Annotated in this window: 21 protein-coding genes and 2 tRNA genes; 12 read left to right on the top strand and 11 right to left on the bottom strand. The window is 64.2% G+C overall.

Translation table 11 applies throughout. From position 1 onward, the window contains the following. Positions 1–151: 151 nt before the first annotated feature. The 6 genes from JMJ54_RS19400 to JMJ54_RS06250 all read left to right on the top strand — a co-directional run bounded on the left by JMJ54_RS19400 (position 152) and on the right by JMJ54_RS06250 (position 5,683). Complete coding sequence (locus JMJ54_RS19400) at positions 152–835, top strand: OmpA family protein (protein ID WP_203537093.1); 684 nt, start codon at positions 152–154, stop codon at positions 833–835. 70 nt (positions 836–905) lie between these two features. Next, positions 906–1,520, top strand: a complete 615-nt coding sequence (lolA, locus tag JMJ54_RS06270; protein WP_203537092.1) for an outer membrane lipoprotein periplasmic chaperone LolA — start codon at positions 906–908, stop codon at positions 1,518–1,520. Beyond that, entirely contained in the window at positions 1,504–2,838 is a 1,335-nt protein-coding gene (locus JMJ54_RS06265; RefSeq protein WP_203537091.1) for a replication-associated recombination protein A, read from the top strand. Before lolA ends, JMJ54_RS06265 begins: the two co-directional genes overlap by 17 nt. Before the next feature lie 60 nt (positions 2,839–2,898). Beyond that, complete coding sequence (serS, locus tag JMJ54_RS06260) at positions 2,899–4,182, top strand: serine--tRNA ligase (protein ID WP_203537090.1); 1,284 nt, start codon at positions 2,899–2,901, stop codon at positions 4,180–4,182. Between the two features lie 77 nt (positions 4,183–4,259). After that, complete coding sequence (locus JMJ54_RS06255) at positions 4,260–4,727, top strand: NfeD family protein (protein WP_203537089.1); 468 nt, start codon at positions 4,260–4,262, stop codon at positions 4,725–4,727. Between the two features lie 11 nt (positions 4,728–4,738). Beyond that, positions 4,739–5,683: an SPFH domain-containing protein gene (locus tag JMJ54_RS06250; RefSeq protein WP_238999924.1), complete on the top strand. Its 945-nt coding sequence runs from the start codon at positions 4,739–4,741 to the stop codon at positions 5,681–5,683. Positions 5,684–5,769: 86 nt separating this feature from the next. Here JMJ54_RS06250 and JMJ54_RS06245 read toward each other — a convergent pair whose 3' ends face one another. From JMJ54_RS06245 to JMJ54_RS06220, 6 genes are all read right to left on the bottom strand, one after another. Next, complete coding sequence (locus JMJ54_RS06245) at positions 5,770–6,678, bottom strand: polysaccharide deacetylase family protein (RefSeq protein ID WP_203537087.1); 909 nt, start codon at positions 6,676–6,678, stop codon at positions 5,770–5,772. Between the two features lie 6 nt (positions 6,679–6,684). Beyond that, positions 6,685–7,245: an SRPBCC family protein gene (locus JMJ54_RS06240; RefSeq protein WP_203537086.1), complete on the bottom strand. Its 561-nt coding sequence runs from the start codon at positions 7,243–7,245 to the stop codon at positions 6,685–6,687. Continuing rightward, positions 7,242–7,550: a PilZ domain-containing protein gene (locus JMJ54_RS06235; protein WP_203537085.1), complete on the bottom strand. Its 309-nt coding sequence runs from the start codon at positions 7,548–7,550 to the stop codon at positions 7,242–7,244. The genes JMJ54_RS06240 and JMJ54_RS06235 overlap by 4 nt, the downstream gene beginning before the upstream one ends. A gap of 86 nt (positions 7,551–7,636) precedes the next feature. Next, a complete protein-coding gene (gene gspE / locus JMJ54_RS06230) occupies positions 7,637–9,100 on the bottom strand; it encodes a type II secretion system ATPase GspE (protein ID WP_203537084.1) in 1,464 nt (487 codons plus the stop codon). After that, positions 9,097–11,202, bottom strand: coding sequence for a type II secretion system secretin GspD (gene gspD / locus JMJ54_RS06225; protein WP_238999923.1), 2,106 nt, complete (start codon positions 11,200–11,202; stop codon positions 9,097–9,099). The genes gspE and gspD overlap by 4 nt, the downstream gene beginning before the upstream one ends. 8 nt (positions 11,203–11,210) lie before the next feature. Continuing rightward, positions 11,211–12,029: a type II secretion system protein N gene (locus tag JMJ54_RS06220; RefSeq protein WP_203537083.1), complete on the bottom strand. Its 819-nt coding sequence runs from the start codon at positions 12,027–12,029 to the stop codon at positions 11,211–11,213. A gap of 166 nt (positions 12,030–12,195) precedes the next feature. Between JMJ54_RS06220 and JMJ54_RS06215 the strand changes: the two genes are divergently transcribed. The 5 genes from JMJ54_RS06215 (at position 12,196) to JMJ54_RS06195 (ending at position 18,413) form a co-directional block, all read left to right on the top strand. After that, positions 12,196–12,271: transfer RNA gene (locus tag JMJ54_RS06215), tRNA-Val, on the top strand. A 36-nt stretch (positions 12,272–12,307) separates the two neighbouring features. Then, positions 12,308–12,384, top strand: a tRNA-Asp gene (locus tag JMJ54_RS06210). Positions 12,385–12,541: 157 nt separating this feature from the next. Beyond that, positions 12,542–13,729 carry a PAS domain-containing protein gene (locus JMJ54_RS06205; RefSeq protein WP_203537082.1) on the top strand — a complete coding sequence of 396 codons (1,188 nt, stop codon included), beginning with the start codon at positions 12,542–12,544 and terminating at the stop codon, positions 13,727–13,729. Between the two features lie 74 nt (positions 13,730–13,803). Continuing rightward, the gene (gene hrpA, locus JMJ54_RS06200) at positions 13,804–17,685 is read left to right on the top strand and encodes an ATP-dependent RNA helicase HrpA (RefSeq protein ID WP_203537081.1); all 3,882 of its coding nucleotides are present in this window, start codon (positions 13,804–13,806) and stop codon (positions 17,683–17,685) included. Further along, positions 17,682–18,413 (top strand): hypothetical protein, encoded by a 732-nt coding sequence (locus JMJ54_RS06195; protein WP_203537080.1) that lies wholly within the window; start codon positions 17,682–17,684, stop codon positions 18,411–18,413. The genes hrpA and JMJ54_RS06195 overlap by 4 nt, the downstream gene beginning before the upstream one ends. A gap of 35 nt (positions 18,414–18,448) precedes the next feature. Here the strand turns inward: JMJ54_RS06195 and JMJ54_RS06190 are convergent, their stop codons facing one another. Then, complete coding sequence (locus JMJ54_RS06190) at positions 18,449–20,101, bottom strand: histidine-type phosphatase (protein WP_203537079.1); 1,653 nt, start codon at positions 20,099–20,101, stop codon at positions 18,449–18,451. Between the two features lie 62 nt (positions 20,102–20,163). After that, a complete protein-coding gene (locus JMJ54_RS06185) occupies positions 20,164–20,493 on the bottom strand; it encodes a YkgJ family cysteine cluster protein (RefSeq protein WP_203537078.1) in 330 nt (109 codons plus the stop codon). A gap of 177 nt (positions 20,494–20,670) precedes the next feature. Here JMJ54_RS06185 and JMJ54_RS06180 point away from each other — a divergent pair, with 177 nt between their 5' ends. Then, positions 20,671–21,051, top strand: a complete 381-nt coding sequence (locus JMJ54_RS06180) for a VOC family protein (protein WP_203537077.1) — start codon at positions 20,671–20,673, stop codon at positions 21,049–21,051. On the opposite strand, the gene JMJ54_RS06175 is transcribed toward JMJ54_RS06180, so the two are convergent. From JMJ54_RS06175 to JMJ54_RS06165, 3 genes are all read right to left on the bottom strand, one after another. After that, positions 21,048–22,163 (bottom strand): TIGR03364 family FAD-dependent oxidoreductase, encoded by a 1,116-nt coding sequence (locus JMJ54_RS06175; protein WP_203537076.1) that lies wholly within the window; start codon positions 22,161–22,163, stop codon positions 21,048–21,050. The genes JMJ54_RS06180 and JMJ54_RS06175 overlap by 4 nt on opposite strands. After that, positions 22,160–22,993 carry a phosphonoacetaldehyde hydrolase gene (gene phnX, locus JMJ54_RS06170; protein WP_203537075.1) on the bottom strand — a complete coding sequence of 278 codons (834 nt, stop codon included), beginning with the start codon at positions 22,991–22,993 and terminating at the stop codon, positions 22,160–22,162. The genes JMJ54_RS06175 and phnX overlap by 4 nt, the downstream gene beginning before the upstream one ends. Before the next feature lie 216 nt (positions 22,994–23,209). Then, complete coding sequence (locus JMJ54_RS06165) at positions 23,210–24,310, bottom strand: 2-aminoethylphosphonate--pyruvate transaminase (RefSeq protein WP_203537074.1); 1,101 nt, start codon at positions 24,308–24,310, stop codon at positions 23,210–23,212. Positions 24,311–24,347 lie beyond the last annotated feature (37 nt).

The following is a 24,347-nucleotide window of genomic DNA, read 5'->3' as shown; positions in this document are numbered from 1 at the left end:
AATTCATTTGCAGCCTTTGTCTGACCGACATTAGAATGGCCGGGGTTTTGGAAGAATAAATGCCTTGACGCAGGGCTATTGTCAGGTATATCCAGAAACAACAAGCTTGGTTGGTTCAAACACCATATCCAAATTTACCAGGAGAAAAACTATGCTGTCGCTCAAGCAAACCATGATGTCCCTTGCTGTCGTTTCGGCCCTGAGCATGGGCTCGGCTGTCGCCGCTACCACCGCTTACAGCACCAACGGCACCAACGTGTCGCCGACCAACGTCGAAGGCGTGGTGAAGAACTCGATCGGCGAATGCTGGCGCACTGGCACGTGGAGCAAAGACCAAGCGACCGTGGAAGGCTGCGATGGCTACGTGAAGCCGCAACCGAAGGTTGAGGCTCCGGCTCCGGTTCCGGCTCCGGCTCCGGTCGTGAAGAGCAAGACCTTCAGCCTGCAAGCTGACGTGCTGTTCGACTTCAACAAGGCTTCGCTGAAGCCGGCTGGCAAGGACGCCTTGGACAAGCTGTACCAAGACGTCGTGAACTTCGATCCGAAGGAAGGCAATGCAGTTGTGGTTGGCTACACCGACCGCATCGGCTCGGACAAGTACAACAACGCACTGTCGCAAAAGCGCGCTCAGTCGGTTGTTGACTACCTGGTTTCGAAGGGTGCTCCGGCTGACAAGTTCACCGCAGAAGGCCGTGGTAAGGCTGATCCGGTGACCGGCGATACTTGCAACAAGATCAAGGCTCGCAAGCAGCTGATCGAATGCCTGGCTCCGGATCGTCGCGTCGAGATCGAAGTCAAGGGCGTGCAGGAAGTCGTTGTTCCGGCAACCAAGTAATTCCGGTTCCGCTCCAAAGCCCCGCCCCTGGCGGGGCTTTTTCATTTCTCAGCCCGAGGAAACGCCACCAATGAGTACATTCCGCTGGCTTCCCGCCTTGGTATTCGTAACAGCATCGCTGGCCCATGCTGACGGGGTAAGCGACCTGAAGCGCTTCCTGTCGTCGACTACAGGCGTACAGGGGCAGTTCAGCCAGACCGTCTCCGGCAAACCCGGCACTCCGGTGCAAATCAGCAGCGGCACCTTTGCCATCCAGCGGCCTGGCAAGTTCCGCTGGAGCTATCTCAAGCCCTACGAACAGCTGATTGTGGGGGACGGCAAGCGCGTCTGGCTTTACGACCCCGACCTGCGCCAAGCGACGTCGAAACAGCTCTCGGCCGCGCTTGAAAGCAGCCCGGCAGCCCTGCTTGCCGGCGACAATGCGCTCGACAAGACCTACACGCTCAGGAACCTCGCCAACCGCGACGGTCTTTCCTGGGTCGAGGCCGTGCCGAAGAGCAAGGAATCCACCTTCGACAGCATCCGCCTCGGCCTGAAGAGTGCGCAAGTCGTCGCAATGGAGCTGCAGGACCATTTTGGCCAGACCACCCGGGTCTCGTTCAGTGGCCTGACGCAGAACCCGAAGCAATCCGCCTCATTGTTCCAGTTCACGCCCCCCAAGGACGTCGATGTCGTCGAAGAATGACCTCTTCGCCGACGACCGCAACGAGCATGAGCCGCTAGCCGAACGGTTGCGCCCCAAGGTCCTCGACGATGTCATCGGCCAGCGGCATTTGCTCGCAGCAGGCAAGCCGCTGGCGCTCGCCGTGGCGTCGGGGCAACCGCATTCGATGATCTTCTGGGGGCCGCCCGGCGTCGGAAAAACCACGCTGGCACGGCTGATGGCCGGCGCGTTCAAGGCCGAGTTCATCCCCCTCTCGGCAGTCTTTTCCGGCGTGAAGGACATCCGGGCCGCCATGGAGCAGGCCGAGCACTATCGTGCCGGCGGGCATCGGACCATCCTGTTCGTCGACGAGGTCCACCGTTTCAACAAGTCCCAGCAGGATGCCTTCCTGCCCTTTGTCGAATCCGGCCTTGTCACCTTCATCGGCGCTACGACCGAAAACCCGTCGTTCGAAGTCAACGCCGCGCTGCTGTCGCGCGCGCAGGTCTACGTGCTCAAGGCGCTCGAAGAAGACGCCTTGGCCGAACTGGTCACCAGGGCGAACACGCAGTGCTATCCGGACCTGGAGTTCCAGCCCGACGCCGTCACCCTCCTCACCGGCTACGCCGACGGCGATGCACGCCGTCTGCTCAATCTGGTCGAGCAGGCTGCCAATGCGGCCGGCGCGCAAGACCGTCGCCAACTCGATGCAGCCTTCCTGCAGGATGCGCTGACACTGAACAACCGCCGCTTCGACAAGGGCGGCGACGCTTTTTATGACCAGATCTCCGCGCTGCACAAATCGGTGCGTGGCTCGAATGCCGATGGCGCGCTGTACTGGTTCTGCCGGATGCTCGACGGCGGCGCTGACCCGCGCTATCTGGCCCGGCGCATCGTACGCATGGCCTGGGAAGACATTGGCCTCGCCGATCCGCGCGCCATGACCCTCTGCAACGATGCGGCCGAAACGTTCGAGCGACTCGGCAGCCCTGAAGGCGAACTCGCCCTGGCGCAGGCGGTGATCTATCTCGCCATCGCCCCCAAGTCCAACGCCGGCTACAACGCCTACAATGCCGCCCGTGCCATGGTCGGGCAGGACAAGTCCCGCCCGGTACCCGAGCATCTGCGCAATGCGCCAACCAAGCTGATGAAAGAGCTTGGTTACGGCAAGCTGTACCGCTATGCGCACGACGAGCCGGAAGCCTACGCCGCCGGCGAAACCTATTTGCCTGAAGGCCTGGAAGACACGCGCTTTTACCGGCCGACACCGCGCGGCCTCGAAGGCAAGATCACGGAAAAACTGCGCCATCTTGCCGAACTGGACGCAGCCTGGCTGGCCGAGCACGACGGAAAGTCCTAAGGTGCTTCGTGTAGAATGAGCGTCATCCGCATCAATAGATAAACGACAAGAATCCAGCCCATGCTCGATATCAATCTGCTCCGCAACGACCTCGAAGCCGTTGTCACCCGCCTCGCCGCCCGTGGTTTCGCTTTCGATGGCGCAACCTTTGCCACGCTTGAAGCCGAACGCAAGACGCTGCAAACCGCCACTCAGGAGCTGCAGGCCAAGCGCAACAGCGTGTCCAAGCAGATCGGTATCGCCAAATCCAAGGGCGAGGACGTTGCACCGATCTTGGCCGAAGTCGAGAACCTCAAGGGAGAACTGGCCGCCAACGAATCGGCCCTTTCGGCTTTGCAGGACAAGCTCAACGGTCTGCTGCTGACGCTGCCGAATCTGCCGCACGAATCGGTGCCGGCCGGCGATGACGAAAGCGGCAATATCGAAGTCCGCCGCTGGGGCACGCCGCGCAGCTTCGATTTCGACGTTCGCGATCACGTCGATGTCGGTGCGCCGCACGGCCTGGATTTCGAAACAGGTGCCAAACTGTCGGGCTCGCGCTTCACGCTGCTGCGTGGCCAGATTGCCCGGCTGCACCGCGCACTCGCGCAGTTCATGCTCAACACCCAGACCGAAGAGCACGGTTACACCGAGGCGTACACGCCCTACATCGTCAACCCGGAAGTCCTCTACGGCACCGGCCAATTGCCAAAGTTTGCCGACGACATGTTCCGTGTCGAACGCGGCGGCACCGACGGCCAGACGCAGTACCTGATTTCGACCTCGGAAATCTCGCTGACCAATACCGTCCGCGACACCATCCTCAAGGCCGACGAACTGCCGGTCAAGCTGACCGCGCACTCGCCGTGTTTCCGCTCCGAAGCCGGTGCTGCCGGTCGCGACACCCGCGGACTGATCCGCCAGCACCAGTTCGACAAGGTCGAGATGGTGCAGATCACCGCGCCGGAGCAATCGTACGCCGCGCTGGAGCAGATGGTCGGCCATGCAGAAGCCATTCTGCAAAAGCTCGAGCTGCCCTACCGCGTCGTGTCGCTGTGCACCGGCGATATGGGCTTCTCGGCCGCCAAGACCTATGACCTCGAAGTCTGGCTGCCGGCGCAAAACACCTATCGCGAAATCTCGAGCTGCTCGAACTGCGAGTCGTTCCAGGCCCGCCGGATGCAAGCCCGCTTCAAGAACGACGCCGGCAAGAATGAACTTGTTCATACGCTGAACGGTTCCGGCCTTGCGGTCGGACGTACACTGGTCGCGGTACTTGAGAACTACCAGAATGCCGACGGCAGCATTACCGTACCGGCGGTGTTGCGCCCCTACATGGGCGGCCTGGCCCGCATCGGCGGCTAATGAAAACGGCGGCCCTCGGGTCGCCGTTTTCATTTCTGCGGCAGGCGGAGCGCTATGCTTTGCCCCGCAGATGCGGCATGATCGGGAACTTGCCGAGCTTTTTGGAATCTGACTTGATCATGACTCCCACTACCATTTGGCTCATCGCCGCGGCAGTACTGGTTGGACTGGAAATGCTCAGCGGCACTTTCTACCTATTGGCCATTGCTGCAGGCATGCTGGCCGGTGCAATCGCGGGCGCGCTGTCGGCCCCGCTGGCCTTGCAAATTGCCGTCGCAACCGTCGCCAGCCTGATTGCCGTTGCCGGGCTGCGGCGCTGGAAGCGCCGGATTCAGCCCAAACATGACGAAAGCAATGCACTCGACCTGGGTCACAAGGTCACGGTCGAGCACTGGCTCGACGCCCGGCACGCTCGTGTCCGCTATCGCGGCGCCGACTGGGATGCCGAGTTTGCTCTGCCGGCCGATCAGACCCTGACCCAGTTCTATATTGTCGGGCAGCGGGGCAACACCCTACTGCTCGATGCCACGCCCCCCCAATCCTGATGGAGTCATCCATGTCGCTGCAGTTTGTCGTCGCGTTTGCGGTCATCGTCGTCATTTTCATCTCCAAAACGCTGAAGATCGTCCCCCAGCAACAGGCATGGGTGCGCGAACGCCTCGGGCGCTTTCACGACGTCCTAGAACCGGGCCTGCGCATTGTTGTCCCCTTCATTGATCGCGTTGCGTACAAGCACAACCTGAAGGAAATTCCGCTCGACGTACCGAGCCAGATCTGTATCACCCGCGACAACACCCAGCTGCAGGTCGACGGCATTCTGTATTTTCAAGTCCGCGACCCGAAGCTGGCATCGTACGGCGCCAGCGATTACGTGCTTGCCATCACCCAGCTGGCGCAGACGACGCTGCGCTCGGTGATCGGCAAGCTTGAACTCGACAAAACCTTCGAGGAGCGCGAAGACATCAACCGTGCCGTGGTGCTGTCGCTCGATGAAGCCGCGTCGAACTGGGGCGTCAAGGTGCTGCGCTACGAGATCAAGGATCTGACGCCGCCGCAGGAAATCCTCCACTCGATGCAGAAACAGATCACCGCCGAGCGGGAAAAGCGCGCACTGATTGCGCAGTCCGAAGGTGTGAAGCAGCAGCAGATCAACCTTGCCAGCGGTCAGCGCGAAGCAGCGATCCAGAAGTCGCAGGGCGATATGCAGGCGGCGATCAACCAGTCCGAAGGCGAAAAGCAGGCCGCAATCAACCGTGCCACCGGTGAAGCGCAGGCGATCCGCCTGGTCGCGCACGCAACCGCCGAAGCAGTAGAAACCGTCGGCAAATCGATCGAAACCGGCGGCGGAATCGAGGCGGTCAACCTCAAGGTGGCCGAACGCTACATCGACGCGTTCGGCAAGATCGCCAAGGAAGGCAACACCATGCTGCTGCCGGGCAATGTCGGCGATGTCGCCGGTGTCGTCGCCACCGCGATGAACATCGTCAAGGCCAGCAAGTAGCCCCTCGCCCGATCGGGCACCGAAGCAGTTCATTCTGCAGAAACAACAACGCCGGCAATGCCGGCGTTGTTGTTTTCCGGGTCCGGTTACAGGAACTGCGGTCCCTGTACGGCAAGCACACCGCTGCGACCGGGAATCTCGGCCATCTGCACTTCGTGATACGGCAGCTGGCTCAGGTCCAGCGCCGCGCAATGCTCGCCCAGACTGACGAACTGATAACCCTGTTCCTGCCAGCCTGCGAGCAGCCGCTCGAACACCGGCAGAAGCTTCATGCCCTCCAGCTCGGCATGCAAGGTATAGACGTGACCGAAACGCATTTCGGCTTCCGTCAGCCGCAACAGATGCTCATGCACGTTGTCCGGTGTCAGCCCGTCGATGCCGATCAGCTCGTCCAGCGTCGGCAACGTCGTCGGCAACTGCGGCACGCGCACCGGCTCGCCACGGACCATGGGCCAGAACGGATGGGTTCCGCGACCGTCGGAAGCGTAGCGCATGCCCAGCCGCTGCTCGAGCCGGTAAGCATGGGCGTTCATCTGCCAGCCCGCAGCACCGTGGGTTTGCGGCGGCTCGCCGAAAATCTCGACATAACGCTCGATCGACGCATTCAGTTCGGCGGCCGTCCATGCTTCATCGGCCTCGGCAACGCCGTCCTGCCAGCGGATGTGATCCCAGGTATGCACACCACTCTCGAAGCCGGCAGCGACCACCTCGCGCATCAGCGGCGCGCAGCGCTTGCCGATATCCGGCCCCGGCAGCAGCGTGCCGTAAAGCAGGGTCTTGATGCCGTAGTGTTCGCGCACCGAGGTACGTGACACCTTTTTCATGAACCCCGGGCGGAATACCCGTTTGATGGCCCGGCCGGTATGGTCAGGACCGAGGCTCCACAGGAAGGTCGCGTTGGCATTGAAGCGCTGCAGCAGATCTACAAGTCTGGGAATGCCTTCGCGGGTGCCGCGATAGGTGTCGACATCGATTTTGAGCGTAAGGAGACGCATGGTGACTTAGGGCGCCGAAGCCGGCGTAATGGAGTGTGCTTTGCGGCGCAGCATTTCCTGCTGCATCGCGTCGAACTGGCGAACCAGTTGCTGTTTGAGAAAACCGGTACCGATGGCGGACTGCCAGACCGAGCCGGGCGTCCAGTCGGCGCGGTATTTTACTACGGTCTGCTCGCCACGCTGCTGCAGATCGCAAATACTTTCCATCCGGCCAGCATTGCCCTCGAGCGTGCGGGCACGGATTTCGGTGATGGGCTGCAAGCTGACATCTCGGACCGACTCGTACGAGAAAGGCAAGCCGGCGACGGTGTAATGCCCGCGCTGGTGAACCTCAAGATGATTGGTCGACCTGGCCACGGCCCGGCTTTCGTCGAGCTGCGGCAGAAACGCGGGCATGTGGTCGAAATCGACCATCACCTCCCACGCCAGCGCCTGCGGTACCGCAACGGTGAACTCGACGCTGAGCATCACGATGTCGCCGTGCCGGACCACGTCGGCCCGGATCGGATCGGGCTGAGCCAGGGCAACCAGCGGCCAGCACAAAACCAGCCACCACCCCGACCTCACCCGAGGATTTCCTCGATCGCCAGCCCCAGCTCGAACAGTTCTTCATCGATCGCGTGGCAGCGCACCACACGCGCCCGGGCCGACAGCGGTTGCGTACGCCCGCCCTGTGGCGGCGGCAACACGCAGACATCAAGCAGTTCGTCCTCCTGCGGCACGAACATCGTCCGTACCGTGAGGCCGGTGACCGACAGGTCGGCGCACACGCCATAGTAGGAACGACCGTCGGTGCCCCGCAGCCGGACCTTGCAGTCCAGCGGAACGCGTAGTGCGCCGCGTGCGTCGGGCGCCGGTAATCCGTGCTGCATGCTGTCCTCCTCGAACCCGGTGGTGTTTCAACCCACTCTTTCAGTGCATCGGCTGCTCGTGCACAACGCCGGACACGCCCCTGCGCTCAACTTTCCCGCGTTACGCGCCAGACTTCCTCGAGACTCGTCTGGCCCGACCGGGCCCGCCGTTCGCCATCCTGACGCAGCGTCAGCATGCCGCCATGCATTGCGTGCTGCCGGATCGCCAGTTCGGTATCCCGATTGTGGATCATCCCGCGCAGCGTCTCGTCCACCGTAAGCAACTCGTAGATGCCGGAGCGGCCACGATAACCGGTGTACTTGCAGACCGGGCATCCGACCGGCCGATACAGCGTCACCGCATCGTCAATGCCCATCGCGATGCGTTCGGCATCGTCTGCAGCATAGGCAATGCGGCAGTCCGGACACAATGTTCGCGCCAGCCGTTGTGCAAGCACACCCAGCAACGAGCTGGCGAGCAGAAAAGGCTCGATGCCCATGTCGATCAGCCGGGTGACTGCGCTGGCCGCATCGTTGGTATGCAGGGTCGCCAGCACCAGATGCCCGGTCAGCGAGGCCTGCACTGCAATCTGTGCAGTCTCGAGATCACGGATTTCGCCGATCATGATCACGTCCGGATCCTGCCGCAGGATGGCGCGCAGGGCCCTGGCAAAACTCATGTCGATCTTCGGATTGATCTGCGTCTGACCAACACCATCAAGGTCGTACTCGATCGGATCCTCGACGGTCATGATGTTGGCGGTTTTGGCATCCATGCCCGACAGCGCCGCGTACAGCGTCGTCGTTTTGCCCGAGCCGGTCGGGCCGGTCACGAGGACAATGCCGTGCGGCTGCGTGAGCAGCGCCTTCAGTTGCACCAGCACCTGCCCGTCCATGCCGAGTTTTTCGAGGTTCAAGCGCCCTGCCGACTTGTCGAGCAGGCGCAGCACTGCACGCTCGCCGTGGCCGGACGGCAGCGTCGACACCCGTACGTCGACCGGTCGACCGGCGATGCGCAGCGTGATCCGGCCGTCCTGCGGCAAACGCTTCTCGGCGATGTCGAGCCCGGCCATGACCTTGATCCGCGACACCAGGGCTGCATGCAACGCGCGCTTGGGTTCGAGGACGTCGCGCAGCGTGCCGTCGACGCGGAACCGCACCAGCGAGCGCGTTTCGAAGGCTTCGAGATGCAGGTCGGATGCACCTTCCCGCAGCGCCTCGGTCAGCAGCGCATTGATCAAGCGGATGATCGGCGCGTCGTCCTGCGTATCGAGCAGATCCTCGATCTCCGGCAGAGCCTGCACCAGTCTGGAGAGGTCGACCTGCTGCTCGACATCGTCGGCCACACTCGCGGCCTGACTGCCGTGACTGAACAACTGCGACAAACGCTGTTCGTACTCGCCGGCATCGACCAGTTCAACGTCAAGCGGTCGACCCGCTGCGCGACGCAGTTCGTTCAGCGCGGCCAGCGAGGCACCGCGACGCATCAGCACTTGCACGCTGGCATCATCGCCGGAGACATCGACGACGCCCCGGTCACGGGCGAAATGGAACGGCACCAGCCGGCTCATGGCTGGGCAGTTCCCTGTTCGGATTTCGCCGACGGTTCGGCCTTGACCGGCGCCGGCGCAGGCAACTCGGGCAGCACGACCTTCGGAAGATCAGGCAGGAAGGGATGGCTGTCGAAGCCGAACTTCGCCTGTTCGTTGCGCAGATACTGGTAACGGTCGGTCGACAGCGTATCGCTGGCCGCGCCATCGCGCAGGATCACCGGGCGCAGGAAGATCATCAGGTTGACCTTGCCCCAGTTGCGGCTCTGGTATTTGAACAGGTTGCCCAGACCCGGCACGTCACCGAGACCCGGCACCTTGTTGACCGAGTTGTCGAGCTGGTCCTGAATCAGCCCGCCAAGCACGACGACCTGACCGTCATCGACCAGCACCTTTGATTCCAGTGCACGCTTCTTGGTGGCAATACCGGCGCCATTGGTGTTGACGGTATTGTCGATACTCGACACCTCCTGATACACCGACAACGTGATGCTCCCGCCCTCGGACACCTGCGGTTTCACTCGCAACGCAATACCGATGTCCTTGCGCTCGACCGTGGTGAACGGGTTCGGATTGCTGCCCGTCGACGACTGCGTACCGGTGATGATCGGGATGTTCTGGCCGACCATGATCCGTGCCTCCTCGTTGTCGAGCGTAATCAGGTTCGGCGTCGACAGGATGTTGGCGTCACCGGTGTTCTGCAGCGCACTGGCCAGAATGCCCAGCGTCGGGGTCTTGCCGCCTTCCTTGAACGGATTGCCGTTGACGACACCGACAGTCAGACCGCCCGGGATCGCGTTCGGGTCCTTGTTGACGATGCCGCTGATGAGGTTGCCAAGGCCGTTCGACAACAGGCCCAGCGCACTGATGCCGACGCCGGACACGTTGTCGCCACCGCCGCCGAGCAGCCACTGCACGCCGAACTCGCCGACCTTGGACGCATTGACCTCGGCAATCATCGCCTCGACGTAGACCTGCGCACGGCGAACGTCCAGCTTGTCGATCACCGAGCGCAGGTTGTTGTAGACGTTGTCCGGCGCGGTGATGATCAGCGCGTTGGTCATCGGGTCGGCCTGCAGCAGCACGGTGGCGCCGCCGATCTGCACGCTGGCCGCCGAGCTGCCGGTCGCCGTCGTCGGTGCACTTGTCGGCGGCAGCGACATGCCGCCGCTGGTGTTGTTGCTCGACAGCGAGGATGCGCTGGTACTGCCGGTCTGGCCTGCACCGCCGCTGTCCTGGCCGGTCAGCACGCCCTTCAGCGTTGCGGCCAGCTTCACGGCCTCGGCATTGCGCAGATAGACGACATGGATATTGCCGCCGGCCGCGCCCGGCTGATCGAGCGTTTCAACCAGACGCCTGATCTGCTGCGCGTGCACGGCGTTTTCGCTGCGGACCAGCAGTGTATTGCTGCGCACGTCCGGCACCACGCTGCTGCGCCGCGCGCCGTCGACCGGCGTCGCACCCGCCATCGCACCCTGCGCGTTGAGTTCCGGCATCAGCCGCGAAAGCATCTGCGACACGTCGACGGCCGAGGCGTACTTGAGCTGGACCGGAAAGATGTCCGACTGTGCCGGCTGGTCGATGCTCTGGATGATGCGGTTCAGCCGGCGGATGTTGTCGGCGTAATCGGTGATGACCAGCGTGTTCGACGGTGCATAGACCGAAATGGCGTTGTTCGCAGAGACCAGCGGCCGAAGGATGGGCAGGACCTGGTTCGCCGACTCGAACTTGAGCGGATAGACCTGGGTGACGATGCGGTCGCCGGCAGCGCGCAGTTCGCGGCTTTCGGTCGGCCCGCTGTTGGTCTTGGCGTCCGCCTCGGGCATCACCTTGACCAGCTTGCCCGACTCGACCGCGGTAAAGCCCTGCTGCCGCAGCGCCGACAACAGCACCGGATAGACCGAGTCCTTGTCGACCGGCTGCGCCGAGACGATGTTGATCGTGCCTTTCACACGCGGGTCGATCAGGAAATTCTTGCCGGTAATCAGTCCGACTGCCTTCACGGTCGACTCGATGTCGGCATTGACGAAGTTGAGCGTCACCTTGTTGTCGGCCGCGTGGACATGAGCGGCCAGCAGGCTGGCCAACAGAAGGCGGCGGGACGCGCGAAGCATGGATTTCATGGTGTCTTTCAAGGTTGGATTTGGTACTGCAACGTGGTCGGCACGCCGCCACGCAATACGGAAAGCTTGATCTGCGCCTGCTGGCTGAACGCGCTCAGCAGCAACGACATGTCGGCCGGTTGCGCCAGATTCTGGCCGTTCACCGACTTGAGGACGTCGCCGGCCTGCAATTGCAGCGATCTGGCCAGCGGTTGCTGTGCCGGATCGTTGATCAGAATGCCGCCGCCCGGTGCCGCTGCCAGTCCCTTGGCCCAGTCGGCGATATTGCCGGCCTGCATTGTCGCAGCCATCTGGCCGCGGTACAGCGTCTGTGCGGGGGTCTCGACCGTGGGTGCCGTAGCGCCGGCGCCTGGCGTGACGACGACAGCCGGACTGCTTGCGTCACGGCCATCGAGCATCAGCGTTTCGCGCCGGCCGTTGCGCTCCAGTTCGACCCGGTCGCGCGCAACCCGCATCAACCGGACCCCGGGTTGCACGGCATCCCCGACGCGTACAGCGACCGCACTGGCCTCGATACCGGTAAAGACCGCCGCGCTGCTGGTGTCGCCGCCGGCGATGACCGCAATCAGCCGGGCCGACAGCGTACTGGCCGTCGCATCCCCCCCGACTGCGCCAAACCAGGACGACGCACTATTCCAGAGCAGGTTTTGCGCGACTGGCACGGTCTGCGGCGGCTTCAAAACAGGTCCGGACGATCTGGGCATGAACAGCTGCCAGAACAGCCCCGCAGCCAGCCAGGCCGCGACCAGCACCAACAGCGCTTCAGCGATAGGAACAACCCTGCCCGGCGCAGGCCAATGCAGCTTCAGTGCGGGCACTCTCGACACGTAACTTTTCCAAAAATTACAGAACGGTGAAATTTTCTCAGCTTTTATACGCCAAGCACATTACAGCTGCCACCACGGTTGGATTTACCCATTCAGCTGCTGTTTTTTGAAAATAGTGTTGACACCCAAAAACCGGCATGCTTAAATGCGCTCCTCGTTTGACGACGGGTGATTAGCTCAGTTGGTAGAGCGTCTGCCTTACACGCAGAATGTCGGCGGTTCGACCCCGTCATCACCCACCAGTTACCCTAGGTAAATGGCAATAACGAGACCGCTGCGGAGCGGTAGTTCAGTTGGTTAGAATACCGGCCTGTCACGCCGGGGGTCGCGGGTTCGAGTCCCGTCCGCTCCGCCAAAATATCAGCAAAAAGCCAGCGAAAGCTGGCTTTTTGCATTGGGTCATACTGTTGCAATGCAGTCACCGTTGCAGACACGCCTGATGGTCAAGCCCCCGACACGACCGATACACTCAGGGCGTCTTTGACCCGACCCCGGACAGGCGCCCGATACGCATGCGCTCCCTGCCCTCATCCGTATTTGTCGCCGCAGCCGCCGGCGTCGCTGTCCTGCTGGCCCTCAGCCCGATACTCGCGCCGTCGTCGGCCGGCATGCTGCTGTTGCAGCTTGGCATTGCCGCCTGCGCCGCAATGCTCTGGTTCGGCACCCGGCGTGCTGCCCCGGCCACACCAGCACAGGATTTCGCCGACCTGCCCGCCTGCCTGCCCGATCTGGTCTGGCAAATCGACTACGCCAATCGCTCGGCGATGCCGCTCAACACCCTCAAGTACGACCAGCACCCGATGCCCGCCGGCGGCAACAACCGCATCTCGTCACTGTTCCCGACCCGCATAGCCCGGCAGTACCTTGAATCGCTGATCGTCGTCCAGAGCAGCAACAAGCCGCTGCATTTCGAATACAAGCTTGGCAACGACGCCCGCAGCGCCAGAGCCTTCGAAGTCCGGATGATGCCGCGGGACGCAAAAAGCTGCGTCGCCCTGATCCGCGACGTCAGCGCACTCAAGGACGCCGAGGAGGCCCTGTTCCAGCAGCAGCTCTTCCTCAATCAGGTCATCGACGTCAGCCCCAACCTGATCTACGTTCGCGACCGGCACGGCCGCTTCCTGCTGGTCAACCGCGCCACGCAGACCACGCTCGGTCACGATCTGCTGGTGCAGTCGCACATGGGTACCGACGACGACGCCCTACCGTTCTCGACCGGGGACGAGGAAGTGCTCGAGCACGGCCAGACGATCCGCGTCGTCGATCACTGGACCCTGCCCAGCGGCCGGACCCACTGGTTCGACATCACCAAGCAGCCGCTGGTCCGTGACGGCGATGTCTACATCCTGTCGATGGCCATCGACATCAGTCATGTAAAAGCCGCAGAAGACGCTCTGGCCGTCACCGACCCGCTCGGCAGCGATATTGCCGATGCCCTGCCCTGCGCCTTCCTGCTCGTGTGCGACGGCCAGATCGAGTTCGCGAACCTGCGCGCGTGCGAGCTGCTGAACACGCCGCCGGTTGCCCTGCTCGGCCGCCCGATCGACCTGATCGCCGGCACCTCGCTGCTGCCCGAAGCCGGTGAAACGCAGCGTCGTTGCCACTTCACGCCGGTGACCAGCGAAGGCGCACTCGTCAGCGACGCCAGGACGATCAGCAGCAATGCCAGGACCGTGATCGTGCTGAAGTCGGCCGAATAGCAGCCTCGCCGCATCACGGGCCTGTGGTTGCCGCGTGATAAAATGCGCGGTTACGCCAACGACGCCGCGCCGCAATGACCGCTTCCGCCCCCCTTTCCGATCTCCTTAGCCGGGTTCCGGCGCGCGAACACGCCCCGCTGGCGAAAAAACTCGCCACGCTCGAAGCCCGACGCGCCGCCGGCAAGCCAGCCGATCGGCTCGAAGCGCAATTGCAGCAGGAACTGGAACACGCCGCCGGCAAGACCGAGCGCCGCCGCCAGAATCTGCCGGTGCCGACGTTCGACGAATCGCTGCCGGTCAACCAGCGCCGCGACGAGATCCGCGATGCGATTGCAGCAAACCAGGTCGTCATCCTCTGCGGCGAAACCGGCTCGGGCAAGACGACGCAGCTGCCGAAAATCTGCCTTGAACTCGGTCGCGGCGTGAACGGCCTGATCGGCCACACCCAGCCGCGCCGGCTCGCCGCGCGCTCGGTCGCCAGCCGGATTGCGCAGGAGCTGCAGTCCGAACTGGGCAGCATTGTCGGCTTCAAGGTCCGCTTTACCGAGAAATCGAGCGGCGACAGCTACATCAAACTGATGACCGACGGCATCCTGCTGGCCGAAACGCTGTCCGACCGAGATCTCGCCGCCTACGACACGATCATCGTCGACGAGGCGCACGAACGCAGCCTCAACATCGACTTCCTGCTCGGCTACCTGAAACAGCTGCTGCCGCGCCGGCCCGACCTCAAGGTCATCGTCACGTCGGCCACGATCGACGCCGAACGGTTCTCGACGCATTTCGACGGCGCTCCGGTGCTCGAAGTTTCGGGCCGCACCTATCCGGTCGAAGTCCGCTACGCCCCGCTGGAGAGCCGCGACGAGGACGACGCCGAAATCGAAATGGAAGAAGCCATCGTCGCCGAAGTCGAGCAGCTGTGGCGCACCGACGGTGCCGGCGACGTCCTGGTCTTCCTGCCCGGCGAGCGCGAAATCCGCGAAACCGCCGAGGCCTTCCGCAAGGCCAAGTTGCGCAATGCCGAAGTAATTCCGCTGTTCGCGCGGCTGTCGAATGAAGACCAGCAGCGCATTTTCCGCCCAGGCAACGGCCGCCGCGTGGTACTGGCGACCAACGTTGCCGAAACCTCGCTGACCGTGCCGGGCATCCGCTACGTGATCGACTCCGGCCACGCGCGGATCAACCGCTACAGCCCGCGTGCCAAGGTCGAGCAGCTGCTGGTCGAAAAGATCTCGCAGGCGTCGGCGCGGCAGCGCGCCGGCCGTTGCGGCCGCGTGTCCTCGGGCATTTGCGTCCGGCTGTACTCGGAAGAAGATTTCAATCTGCGCTCGCCGTTTACCGATCCGGAAATCGTCCGCTCCAGCCTTGCAGGCGTGATTCTGCGGATGGCTGCGCTCAGGCTCGGCAAGGTCGATGCCTTTCCCTTTCTCGAAGCGCCATCAGGGCGGCTGGTCGCCGATGGCTACCAGCAGCTGCACGAGCTCGGCGCCGTCGATGACTTCGATGAGCTGACCCCGGTCGGCAAGCAGCTCGCGCGCTTGCCGGTCGACCCGCGGCTGGCGCGCATGCTGCTCGCCGGCCACGAACAGGCCTGCCTGAAGGAAGTGCTGATCATCGCCTCGGGCCTGTCGGTGCAGGACCCGCGCGACCGGCCGTTCGACGCCCGCGATGCCGCCGACCGCGCGCAGGCTAAATTTGTCGACGAGAAGTCCGACTTCCTCACCTACCTGAACCTGTGGGCCTTCTTCGAAAAGGCCGTCGCCGAAAAAACCTCGAACCGCCAGCTCGTCGAGGTGTGCCATACCCATTTCCTGTCGCACATCCGTCTGCGCGAATGGCGTGATCTGCACCGGCAGCTCGCCGACATCGTCGACGACCTCGGCTGGCGCACCAACGAGGCTGCCGGCACGTTCGAGCAGATCCACAAGGCGCTGCTGACCGGCCTGCTGGGCAACCTCGGCTTCAAGCAACCGGACCGCGACGAATACCTCGGCGCACGCGACATCAAGTTCAACATCTTTCCGGGTTCGGGGCTGAAAAAGGCGCGGCCGAAATGGATCGTCGCCGGCGAACTGGTCGAGACCACCAAGCTGTACGCGCGCGGCGTTGCGGCAATCGAACCGGAATGGATCGAGAAGCTCGCGACGCACCTGACCAAGAAGCAGTACTTCGATCCGCACTGGGAGAAGAACGGTGCGCAGGTGATCGCCAGCGAGCGTGTCACGCTGTACGGCCTGCCCATCGTCAACCGTCGCCGCGTCCACTACGGCCGGATCAACCCGGTCGAGGCGCGCGAGATCTTCATCCGCGAGGCACTGGTCCGCTTCAACTATCAGACCAAGGCGAAGTTCTTCGACCACAACCTCGAGCTGCTGCTCGAAATCGAGGAGCTTGAACACAAGGCACGCCGTCAGGACGTACTGGTCGACGAAAACGCGCTGTACGCCTTCTTCGACGAGCGCGTGCCGGCCGATGTCGTCAACGGCGCCAGCTTCGAGGCCTGGCTGAAGAAAGCCGAGCGCGAACAGCCGCAGCTTTTGTACCTGAGCCGCGAGTTCCTGATGAGCCACACCGCCGACGCGGTGACCGAGGAGCAGTTCCCGGTGTTCTTCAAACTCGCGGAAGCCAGGCTGCCACTGGCCTACCGCTTCGAGCTCGGCCATGCGCTCGACGGCGTGACGCTGACCTTGCCGCTGCACCAGCTCAACCGCGTCAACCACGCCGTGTTCGACTGGCTGGTCCCGGGCATGCTGCGCGAAAAGGTCACGCTGCTGGTCAAGTCGCTGCCGAAAACGATCCGCCGCGTCTGTGTGCCGGTACCCGAGTTTGCGACGAAGATGCTGACCGAGCTCGACAAGGCCGACCGTGAAGCACCGCTGCTACCGCAGCTGGCGCACGCCGTCACGCGCGGCACCGGCCTGACCGTCACCGCCGAGGATTTCGACGCCAGCGTGCTGCCGCCGCACCTCTTGATGAACTTCCGCGTCGTCGACGACGCGGGTCAGGAGCTGGCAGCAGGCCGCGACCTGATCGCGATCCGCGCCCAGCTCGGCGAAGCCGCGCAGCTGACGTTCCGCGACGAAGCCGACGATGCCGGCATCGAAAAATCCGGCATCGTGAAGTGGGACTTCGGCGACCTGCCCGAGCAGATCACCTTCAAGCGCCACGGTCGCAAGCTGACCGGCTATCCGGCGCTGGTCCCCGACGAGGAGGCCTGCGCAATCCGGCTGTTCGACACCGCCCATGCCGCAGCCGCAGCGCACCGGCAAGGCGTGGTGCAGTTGCTGCGTTTCGAGCTCAAGGAGCACGTGAAGCAGCTCGAAAAATCGGTGCCGAACTTCCAGCAGCATGCAATCGCGCTGCGCAGCACGCAGAACGCCGACCAGCTGATGGCCGACATCGTCGCGGCGATCTGCGACCGCGCCTTCGTCGGTGATGACGACGCACCGCGCAGCAAGAAGGAATTCGACAACCAGAAATCCCGCGCCAAGGTGCGACTGCCGAGCGTGCGCGATGCGGTGGTCCGCACACTGGCGGCGGTGGTCGCCGAATACGTGCCGGTGGTGATGGCCGCGAACAAGTCCGGCAACCTCGCCCACGCGCTGAACCAGCAGCTCGGCACGCTGGTGTATCAGGGCTTCCTCGCCGCAACGCCGTGGGAGCAGTTGCCGCGGTTGCCGCTGTACCTGAAGGCCATCCGCGTCCGGCTGGAGAAGCGCGTCGCAAACCCGCAGCGTGACGGCCAGCGCAACGCCGAGATCACCGAGCTGTGGCAGCGCTGGGAAAGCGAAATCGACAAATGGCAACGCGAAGGCCGCGATACCGCACCGCTGGCGCCGTTCCGCTGGATGATCGAGGAGCTGCGCATCTCGCTGTTCGCGCAGGAGCTGAAAACGCCGTACCCGGTATCGCTGAAGCGGCTGAACAAGACGTGGGACGAGATCACCCGCCGATGAAGCCGGTGACGAAACCGCATCTGGACCTGCGCGGTGCGTTGCAGGACGTCGCACCGCAGCAGGACGGACGCCGTACCGCGCTGATCGCCGGTGCGGTCAACCGGCTTGGCGAAGCGCTGCTGAACCGCTTGCTGGTCGAGTACCGTCACGTCTGGGTGCTGACGAGCAAACCGCTGCTCAGCAGCACGTCGCGCTGCGACGAAATCCAGCTGACCGGCGAGCCGCTCGATCACGCCGGACTGGCGGCCATCCGCCTGCCGCAGATCGATGACGTGTACTGCCACGTCGGCGAGCACGGTCTGGCAAACCAGCGGGATGCCGGCCTGCACGCCGTACGCCACGAAGACATCGTCCCGATCGCGCAGGCTGCCGCGCGCGCCGGTGCGCGCCAGTTCTGCCTGATCGAGGCGATGGCGCCGAGTGCACAGATGAGTCGCCACCTGCCGCTGGCCGCCGGCGAAACCGGCCGCCAGCTGGCGCTGCTGCCGTTCGAGCGTGTCGCGCATGTCCACCCGACCGTGTTCAGGACGCCACCGACCGGACAGGGCTGGCTGGCGCGGTTTCATGCAGCCTATCTGGCGCAATTCGCCTACATGCTGCCGCGCTCGGCCACGCCGCTGACCAGCCCGCGAATCGCCGAGGCCTGCGTGCGGCTGATGCAGGCCCCCGCGTCCGGCAATCAGGTGATCGACATGCGCGATCTGCGCGGCGTGCTCGGGCTGGACTGAGCACCCGGGCCTGCCGAGCAGACCGCCGGACCGACTCAGCTTGCCACGTGGCCGTAGCAGGCCTTCAGCTTGCCGTAGTCGTAGAAGTTGCTGCCGGCCTTGAAGCGGGCCCCTTCGCAGTCCGCCTTGAAGGCCGTCTCGCGCTCGTTGTAGAGCATCTTCACCAGCAGCCTGCCGCCAGCGTCGCGATAGACATCCCACTGCACATTGGCCGCCATCGGCGATACCAGTTCGCCACGCCACGGGTTGTTGTCGTAGCTGTAGGTCTGCGCCTTGGGCACCGGTACGTAGACGTTGGCCAGCCCGAGGCTGGACGCGAACGGGATGATGATTTCGGCATGCGTGAAGCGCAGTTTGGCCGCCCGGCCGAGCTGCCCCTTGGCGATGGCGTCGACTTCGTTGAAGAAATCCTCGCGCAGCGCGGTCGCCATCCTGAACGTGGCGGTACCGGCTTCGGTCATGCCCGGCCCCATCGCGTAAAAGTCCTGCGCATCCTGCAGGTATGCAAACGTCCGGGCCTGTGCATCCGGCAGGTAGGCACCGAAATCGAGATCGAGCGTGCCCTTGAAGGCCGGCGTGATCACGTAGACGTTGTACAGCATCGACACCACATCAACGATGCCCTTCACCGTCGTCTTGCCGTCACCGGTCAGCGTGTTGGTGAACTTGCCGTCGTCGCTCGTGAAGCTGAAGCTACCGCTGTTGGCAAAGCTGTAGGTACCGTTGTCGATCCTGTCGACGAACGTCTTGGTGAACAGGCGCTCGAGCACCGTACGTGCCGCAGTCTTCAGCGCCGGGTCAGCATTGAAACCGGCCAGCTTGGCGCTCAGATCGGCATCGGCGGCGTAGGCCTGGAACGCCAGGCTGTCCTGATAGGTCTGGTAGTACGGACTGGCCGGGTCACTGACCAGATCGGTCTTGGCGACGAGCTTGTGGAAGTACAGCAGGAAACGGTTCACGCCTGCGGCCTGCGCCACTGGTGCGTTGGCGGGATAAGCGGTCAGCGCGTCGGCCGCAACGGTGACCGGCTTGAGTGCCGGCGCATTGCCCGTCAGCGACTGGCTGAAGAAACTGGCGCTGTCGACGGCCCGGTCGACGCCGGACGATTGCACGACGATCTGTCGTGCCGCGCCACTGCCGGCCGCCCTGGCCACGTCATCGAAGTACGCCGGCAGCCGCTTGAGCAAGCGTGCCGCCAGCTGCTGGTGTTCGGCAATGCCGACCGCGGTCAGGTTGCCGTAGCCCGGCGTCGAAATCCCGGCAACGCCGTAGCCGAGCAAGGCATTGGCCTTCATCAGCCGCATCAGGTCCGGGCCCAGCTTCTGGCCCAGTTCGGTCAGCGCGCCGTCGGCGGCAGCCTTCTGCCAGATCGCGTACATCGCCGCGTCGTACTTCAGGCTGGACAGCCCGCGGGAGCCGTGTCGGGCGACGAGTTCGGTGTACACCGGGCTGAAGCCGGCCGGCGGCACCTCGTAGCTCGCCGTATCCTGCTTCGGCGAATACGGCGTCTTGGTCGTGTACCAGGTTTGCGGCACCGGTGTCGGTGTCGGAACCGGGGTCGGTGCGGGCGTGGGGGCCGGGGTCGGTACCGGCGCAGGTGTCGGGCCGGCATTGTCGCTGCCGCCCCCGCAGGCGCTCAGGTTGGCCAGCAGTGCGCCGGCAAACGCGGTTGCTACGATCTTCCTCACCTTGCTGCTCTCTTGTCGTGATCGGTCAAGGAGCGGCAGCCTACGAGCCCGAGGTGACGTTGCTATGACACGCTGATTGCCGCCTGCAACGCCGGCAGGCCGTGGCGCGCGCGGGCATCGTTACAGCGCTCGTCGCCCTCGCTGAACTCGTGGCAGGTGCTGGAGCGCTGCGAGTAGATGCTGCAGCCGACCGAGACACCGACCTCGCCCAGCAAGGCGATGCACTTCACCGGCGCGACCTCGGTGCCGCGCATCGCCACGCGCCATGGATTGATCGGCGTCGTCAGATCCGCGGGTACCGTCCCGCCCGGACAGGCGTCGGTTTCGCCCCAGTAGAACGAAACGCGAAAACTGGCGCAGCAGGCGCCGCAGGACTGGCAGGCGGAGGACATTTCGGAACACCGGTGAGCGGTGCACCACGCACCGCGGCGGCGATCATAGCCAGCGTGTGTCCATCCCAGCCATTGCAATCGGTATGGCATCATTCAGTGTTGCGTGTTTGCAGCACCGGGGCTGACGCGACCGCCCTGTGCCCCTTATCCAGCCACCGCCACCGTACAGGATTTCCCATGGCGTACCTTCATCACCTCACCATCGTCGTCCCGCCGGGCGGGACCGACGCGGTCGTCGCCTTCTACGCCGAGGTGCTCGGTTTTGCCCGCATTCCCAAGAAAAGCAAAAGCGAGCACGTTACCGGCGCGTGGCTGCAGCTCACGCCGACAGTGCAACTGCACCTGTCCGAAAGCGATCTGCCTCCCCACCCCAGCGTCCACTTTGCCCTCGTGGTCGACGATCTGGCCGCCGTGCTCGACAAACTGGCAGCGCGTGGCGCGTGCTGGCACACGCAATCCGATGTGCTCGGCAGCCCGCGCGGGTTCACCATCGACCCGGCCGGCAACCGCGTCGAACTGATCCAGGCCGCCGACACGTTGCCAGCGGCTGCCGGTTAAGCCGGCCCCAGAATCTGCTCCGCCAGCCCGAACGACACGCTCATGCCGATACCGCAGGTAATCGCCACCGCGGTCACCCCGGGCGCCGGCTCCCGGACCAGGTAACCATCCGGCCCGCTGGCATACACGCCCTGCCAGCGCTCCAGCACCGTCAACGGCCGCCCGAGCAGTGACCCGGCCAGCTGCAGCAGGCGTGCGTCGATTGCCTCGCTGTTGAACGGCCCGACCGACTCGCCGTAGCGGTGCGAATCGCCGATCAGCAACTCGCCCGACGCGCCGACCTGCTGGACGATCAGGTGGATGCCCTCATTGAGCCAGACCGGGTCGGACTCGTCGAGCTGACGCCGCAACGCGGCCAGCGTCTCCAGCCCGGCAAACGAGCTGTAGCGCAGCGTCGACATCCCGGTCATGAACGCCGGCCCCAGCATCACGCCCGGATTGGCAACGCGCAGCATCTGCAGTGCGCAACGCTGCAGCGGCGGCTGGGCATAAGCGTCGGGAAACAGCGTCTGGAAATCGTGGCCGGCGCAGACGATGGCCCGCTCGGCCTGCCAGACACCACGGCTGGTCGTCACCGTCGGCAGGTCGATCGCGTTGACCTGCGCGCCGAACACGAACTCGACGCCATGCACCTCGGCCAGCCAGGCGACGATACGCGGCAGCGCCACGCGCGATTCGAACGCGATCTCGTCGCCGCTGTAGAGCCCCCCGGTCACCTGCCCGATCGGCAAACCAAACGTGCCGACCTCGGCCGGGCTCAGCAGACGCGTACCGTATTCATGACCACGCAAGGCCTGGAATTCGTCGAGCACCGCCTGCTCGACCGCGTTGCGCGCCACGGTCACGCTGCCCTGCGTCTTGTGCCAGCAGCCGGCCTTCGGCAGGACGTCGAGCCAGATCTCGCGGCTGGTACGCGCCAGCGCGTGCATCTCGCCCTGCGCCTGTCCGAGGACGAGACCGAGGCCGAAGTTGCGGACCGACGCACCGAGCGGCTGGCTGTCGCGCTCGAACACCGTCACGGTGTGGCCGCGCTTGACCGCGGCCAGCGCGTGCGCCAGTCCGACGATGCCGGCGCCGACGATGGCAATATCGCACCGCTTTGCCGTGTTCATGGGCGCTCGCCGCGGGCGAGGCGCGCATTGATCTCGTCGATCACGGCCGGCAGATCGGCAATGCTGTCGACGACGAAATGCGCGCCGGCAGCGTAGAGCTTGGCTTCGGCCGGTGCCCGACGGGCAGCCTGTTCCGCCGGACTCAGCGCTGTCCATTCCTCGTGCGTCAGCCCGACTTCGTTGCCCGACGCAGACAGACCGATCGTCCACATCCCGGCCGCGAGTCCTTCGGCAATGCCCGGCACTGTGTCGTCAACCTTGACGCAGGCGGCGACGTCGGCGATAGCCAGCCGGTTGACGTTCTCCAGCGCCATCCAGGGGCCCGGCCGGCCGCCGGCCGGCAAATCGTCGGTCGCGATGGTGCAATCGGGCGAATAGCCGCGCTCGCGGGCGATCGGCAGCAGCGTGTCCATCACGATGCGCGGATAGCCCGAGCACGAACCGATCCTGATGCCCTGCGCCCGCAGCACGGCGATCGTCTCGAGCGCACCGGGGATCAGTTGCGAGTACTGGCCGACACGCGCCACCTGCAGCGGCATGAAAGCTTCGTACACCGCATCGACATCGCCGTTGCTCATCGCGCGGCCGTACCTGGTCTGCCAGCGTGCGGCGACCTGCGGCATGTCGCCCAGCGCGCGGATGTGGTCCCACTTTGCCAGTCCCATCGGCACGCGGGCTTCGGCCAGATGGACGTCGATGCCGAAGCCGGCCAGTGCATCGATCAGCACCTGCGTCGGTGCAAACGAGCCGAAATCGACGACGGTGCCGGCCCAGTCGAAGATAACGGCCTGCAGCTTGCCGGCGTAGCGGCGGGTATAGCGGTAGTTCATGGTGTGCTCCTGTTGGAGGGTGGGACACAGTACGGCGACGACGCGCACTGGCCTGAATCTGACTTGTGGGCGCGGATCGGAGCTGCTGACACAACCCGGCGCAGCGGTGCTGGCAATGCATCCGCACACGTCCCACAGGGACTCCCTGCGGTCGCAGCAGTGCGAGCAGTAAGGCAAGCGAGCACAACGCAGCCAGCAGGGTTTTGTTGGTCGCTGTTAGTGGATCCAGCCGAGTTCGGCGAGTGCATCGGCGATCGCAGCGACGGCCTGACCGATCTCGGCCGAGTCGATGGCGCCAATGCAGCCGACGCGGAAGGTCTCGACCTCGGTGAGCTTGCCCGGATAGAGCACGAAGCCGCGAGCGCGCACCGCCTCGTAGAAGCGCTTGAACTCGTAGTCGGGATGGTTCGGCGCATGAACGGTAACGATGATCGGTGCCTGCAGCGAGGGCTCGAGAAGCGGCCGCAGCCCGAGCCGGGCCAGCCCCGAGACCAGCTGACGGCAATTGGCTGCATAGCGCCCCAGCCGCGCGGGCTGGCCCCCCTCAAGCCGGTACTGTTCAAGGGCCGACGCCAGCGCGGCGACGACGTGGGTCGGCGGCGTGAAACGCCACTGACCGGTTTTCTGCAGGTAGAGGTACTGGTCGACAAGATCGAGCGCCAGCGAATGGCTGTTGCCGCTGGCCGCCAGCAGCGCTTCCCGCCGGGCAATGACGAAGCCGACACCGGGCACGCCTTCGAGGCACTTGTTGCTGGTTGCGATCAGCGCATCGAAACGGAGTTCGCGTGCATCGACCGGCAGCGCACCGAAGGCGCTCATCGCGTCGATGATCAGCCGGCGTCCGGCCCGTTCGACCACGTCGGCAATCGCCGCCAGCGGATTGAGGATGCCGGTGCTGGTTTCGCAATGGATCGCCCCGACGTGGGTGATCGCCGGATCGGCTGCCAGCCGGGCTGCAATTTCGGCCGGATCGGCGGGCTGATCGTCGGCGGTTTCGTACACCTCGACCTGACGGCCAATGACCCGGGTCAGTTGTGCCATCCGGCGGCCATATGCACCGTTGACGAGCACCAGCAGCTTGCCGTCCTTGGGCACCAGCGTGCCGATCGTGGCTTCGACGGCAAACGTGCCCGAACCCTGCAGCGGTACGCAGACATGCGTTTCGCCGCCGTGGACGATGTTGACCAGATCGTTGCAGACACCCGCCGTCAGCGCGTTGAACGCCGAATCCCACGACCCCCAGTCGGTCAGCATTGCGGTCTTGGTCGCCAGGCTGGTCGTCAGCGGCCCCGGGGTGAGCAAAATGGCTTCTCTCATCGTTCTCTCTCAGTCATCTAGACGAATTTTTCATCAC

Origin of the sequence: Jeongeupia naejangsanensis (assembly GCF_016865585.1) — a bacterium.
In the GTDB taxonomy this organism is placed as follows: Bacteria; Pseudomonadota; Gammaproteobacteria; order Burkholderiales; family Chitinibacteraceae; genus Jeongeupia; species Jeongeupia naejangsanensis.
Note: the sequence above shows the minus strand (reverse complement) of the source record. Positions and strands in the feature narration are given on the sequence as shown.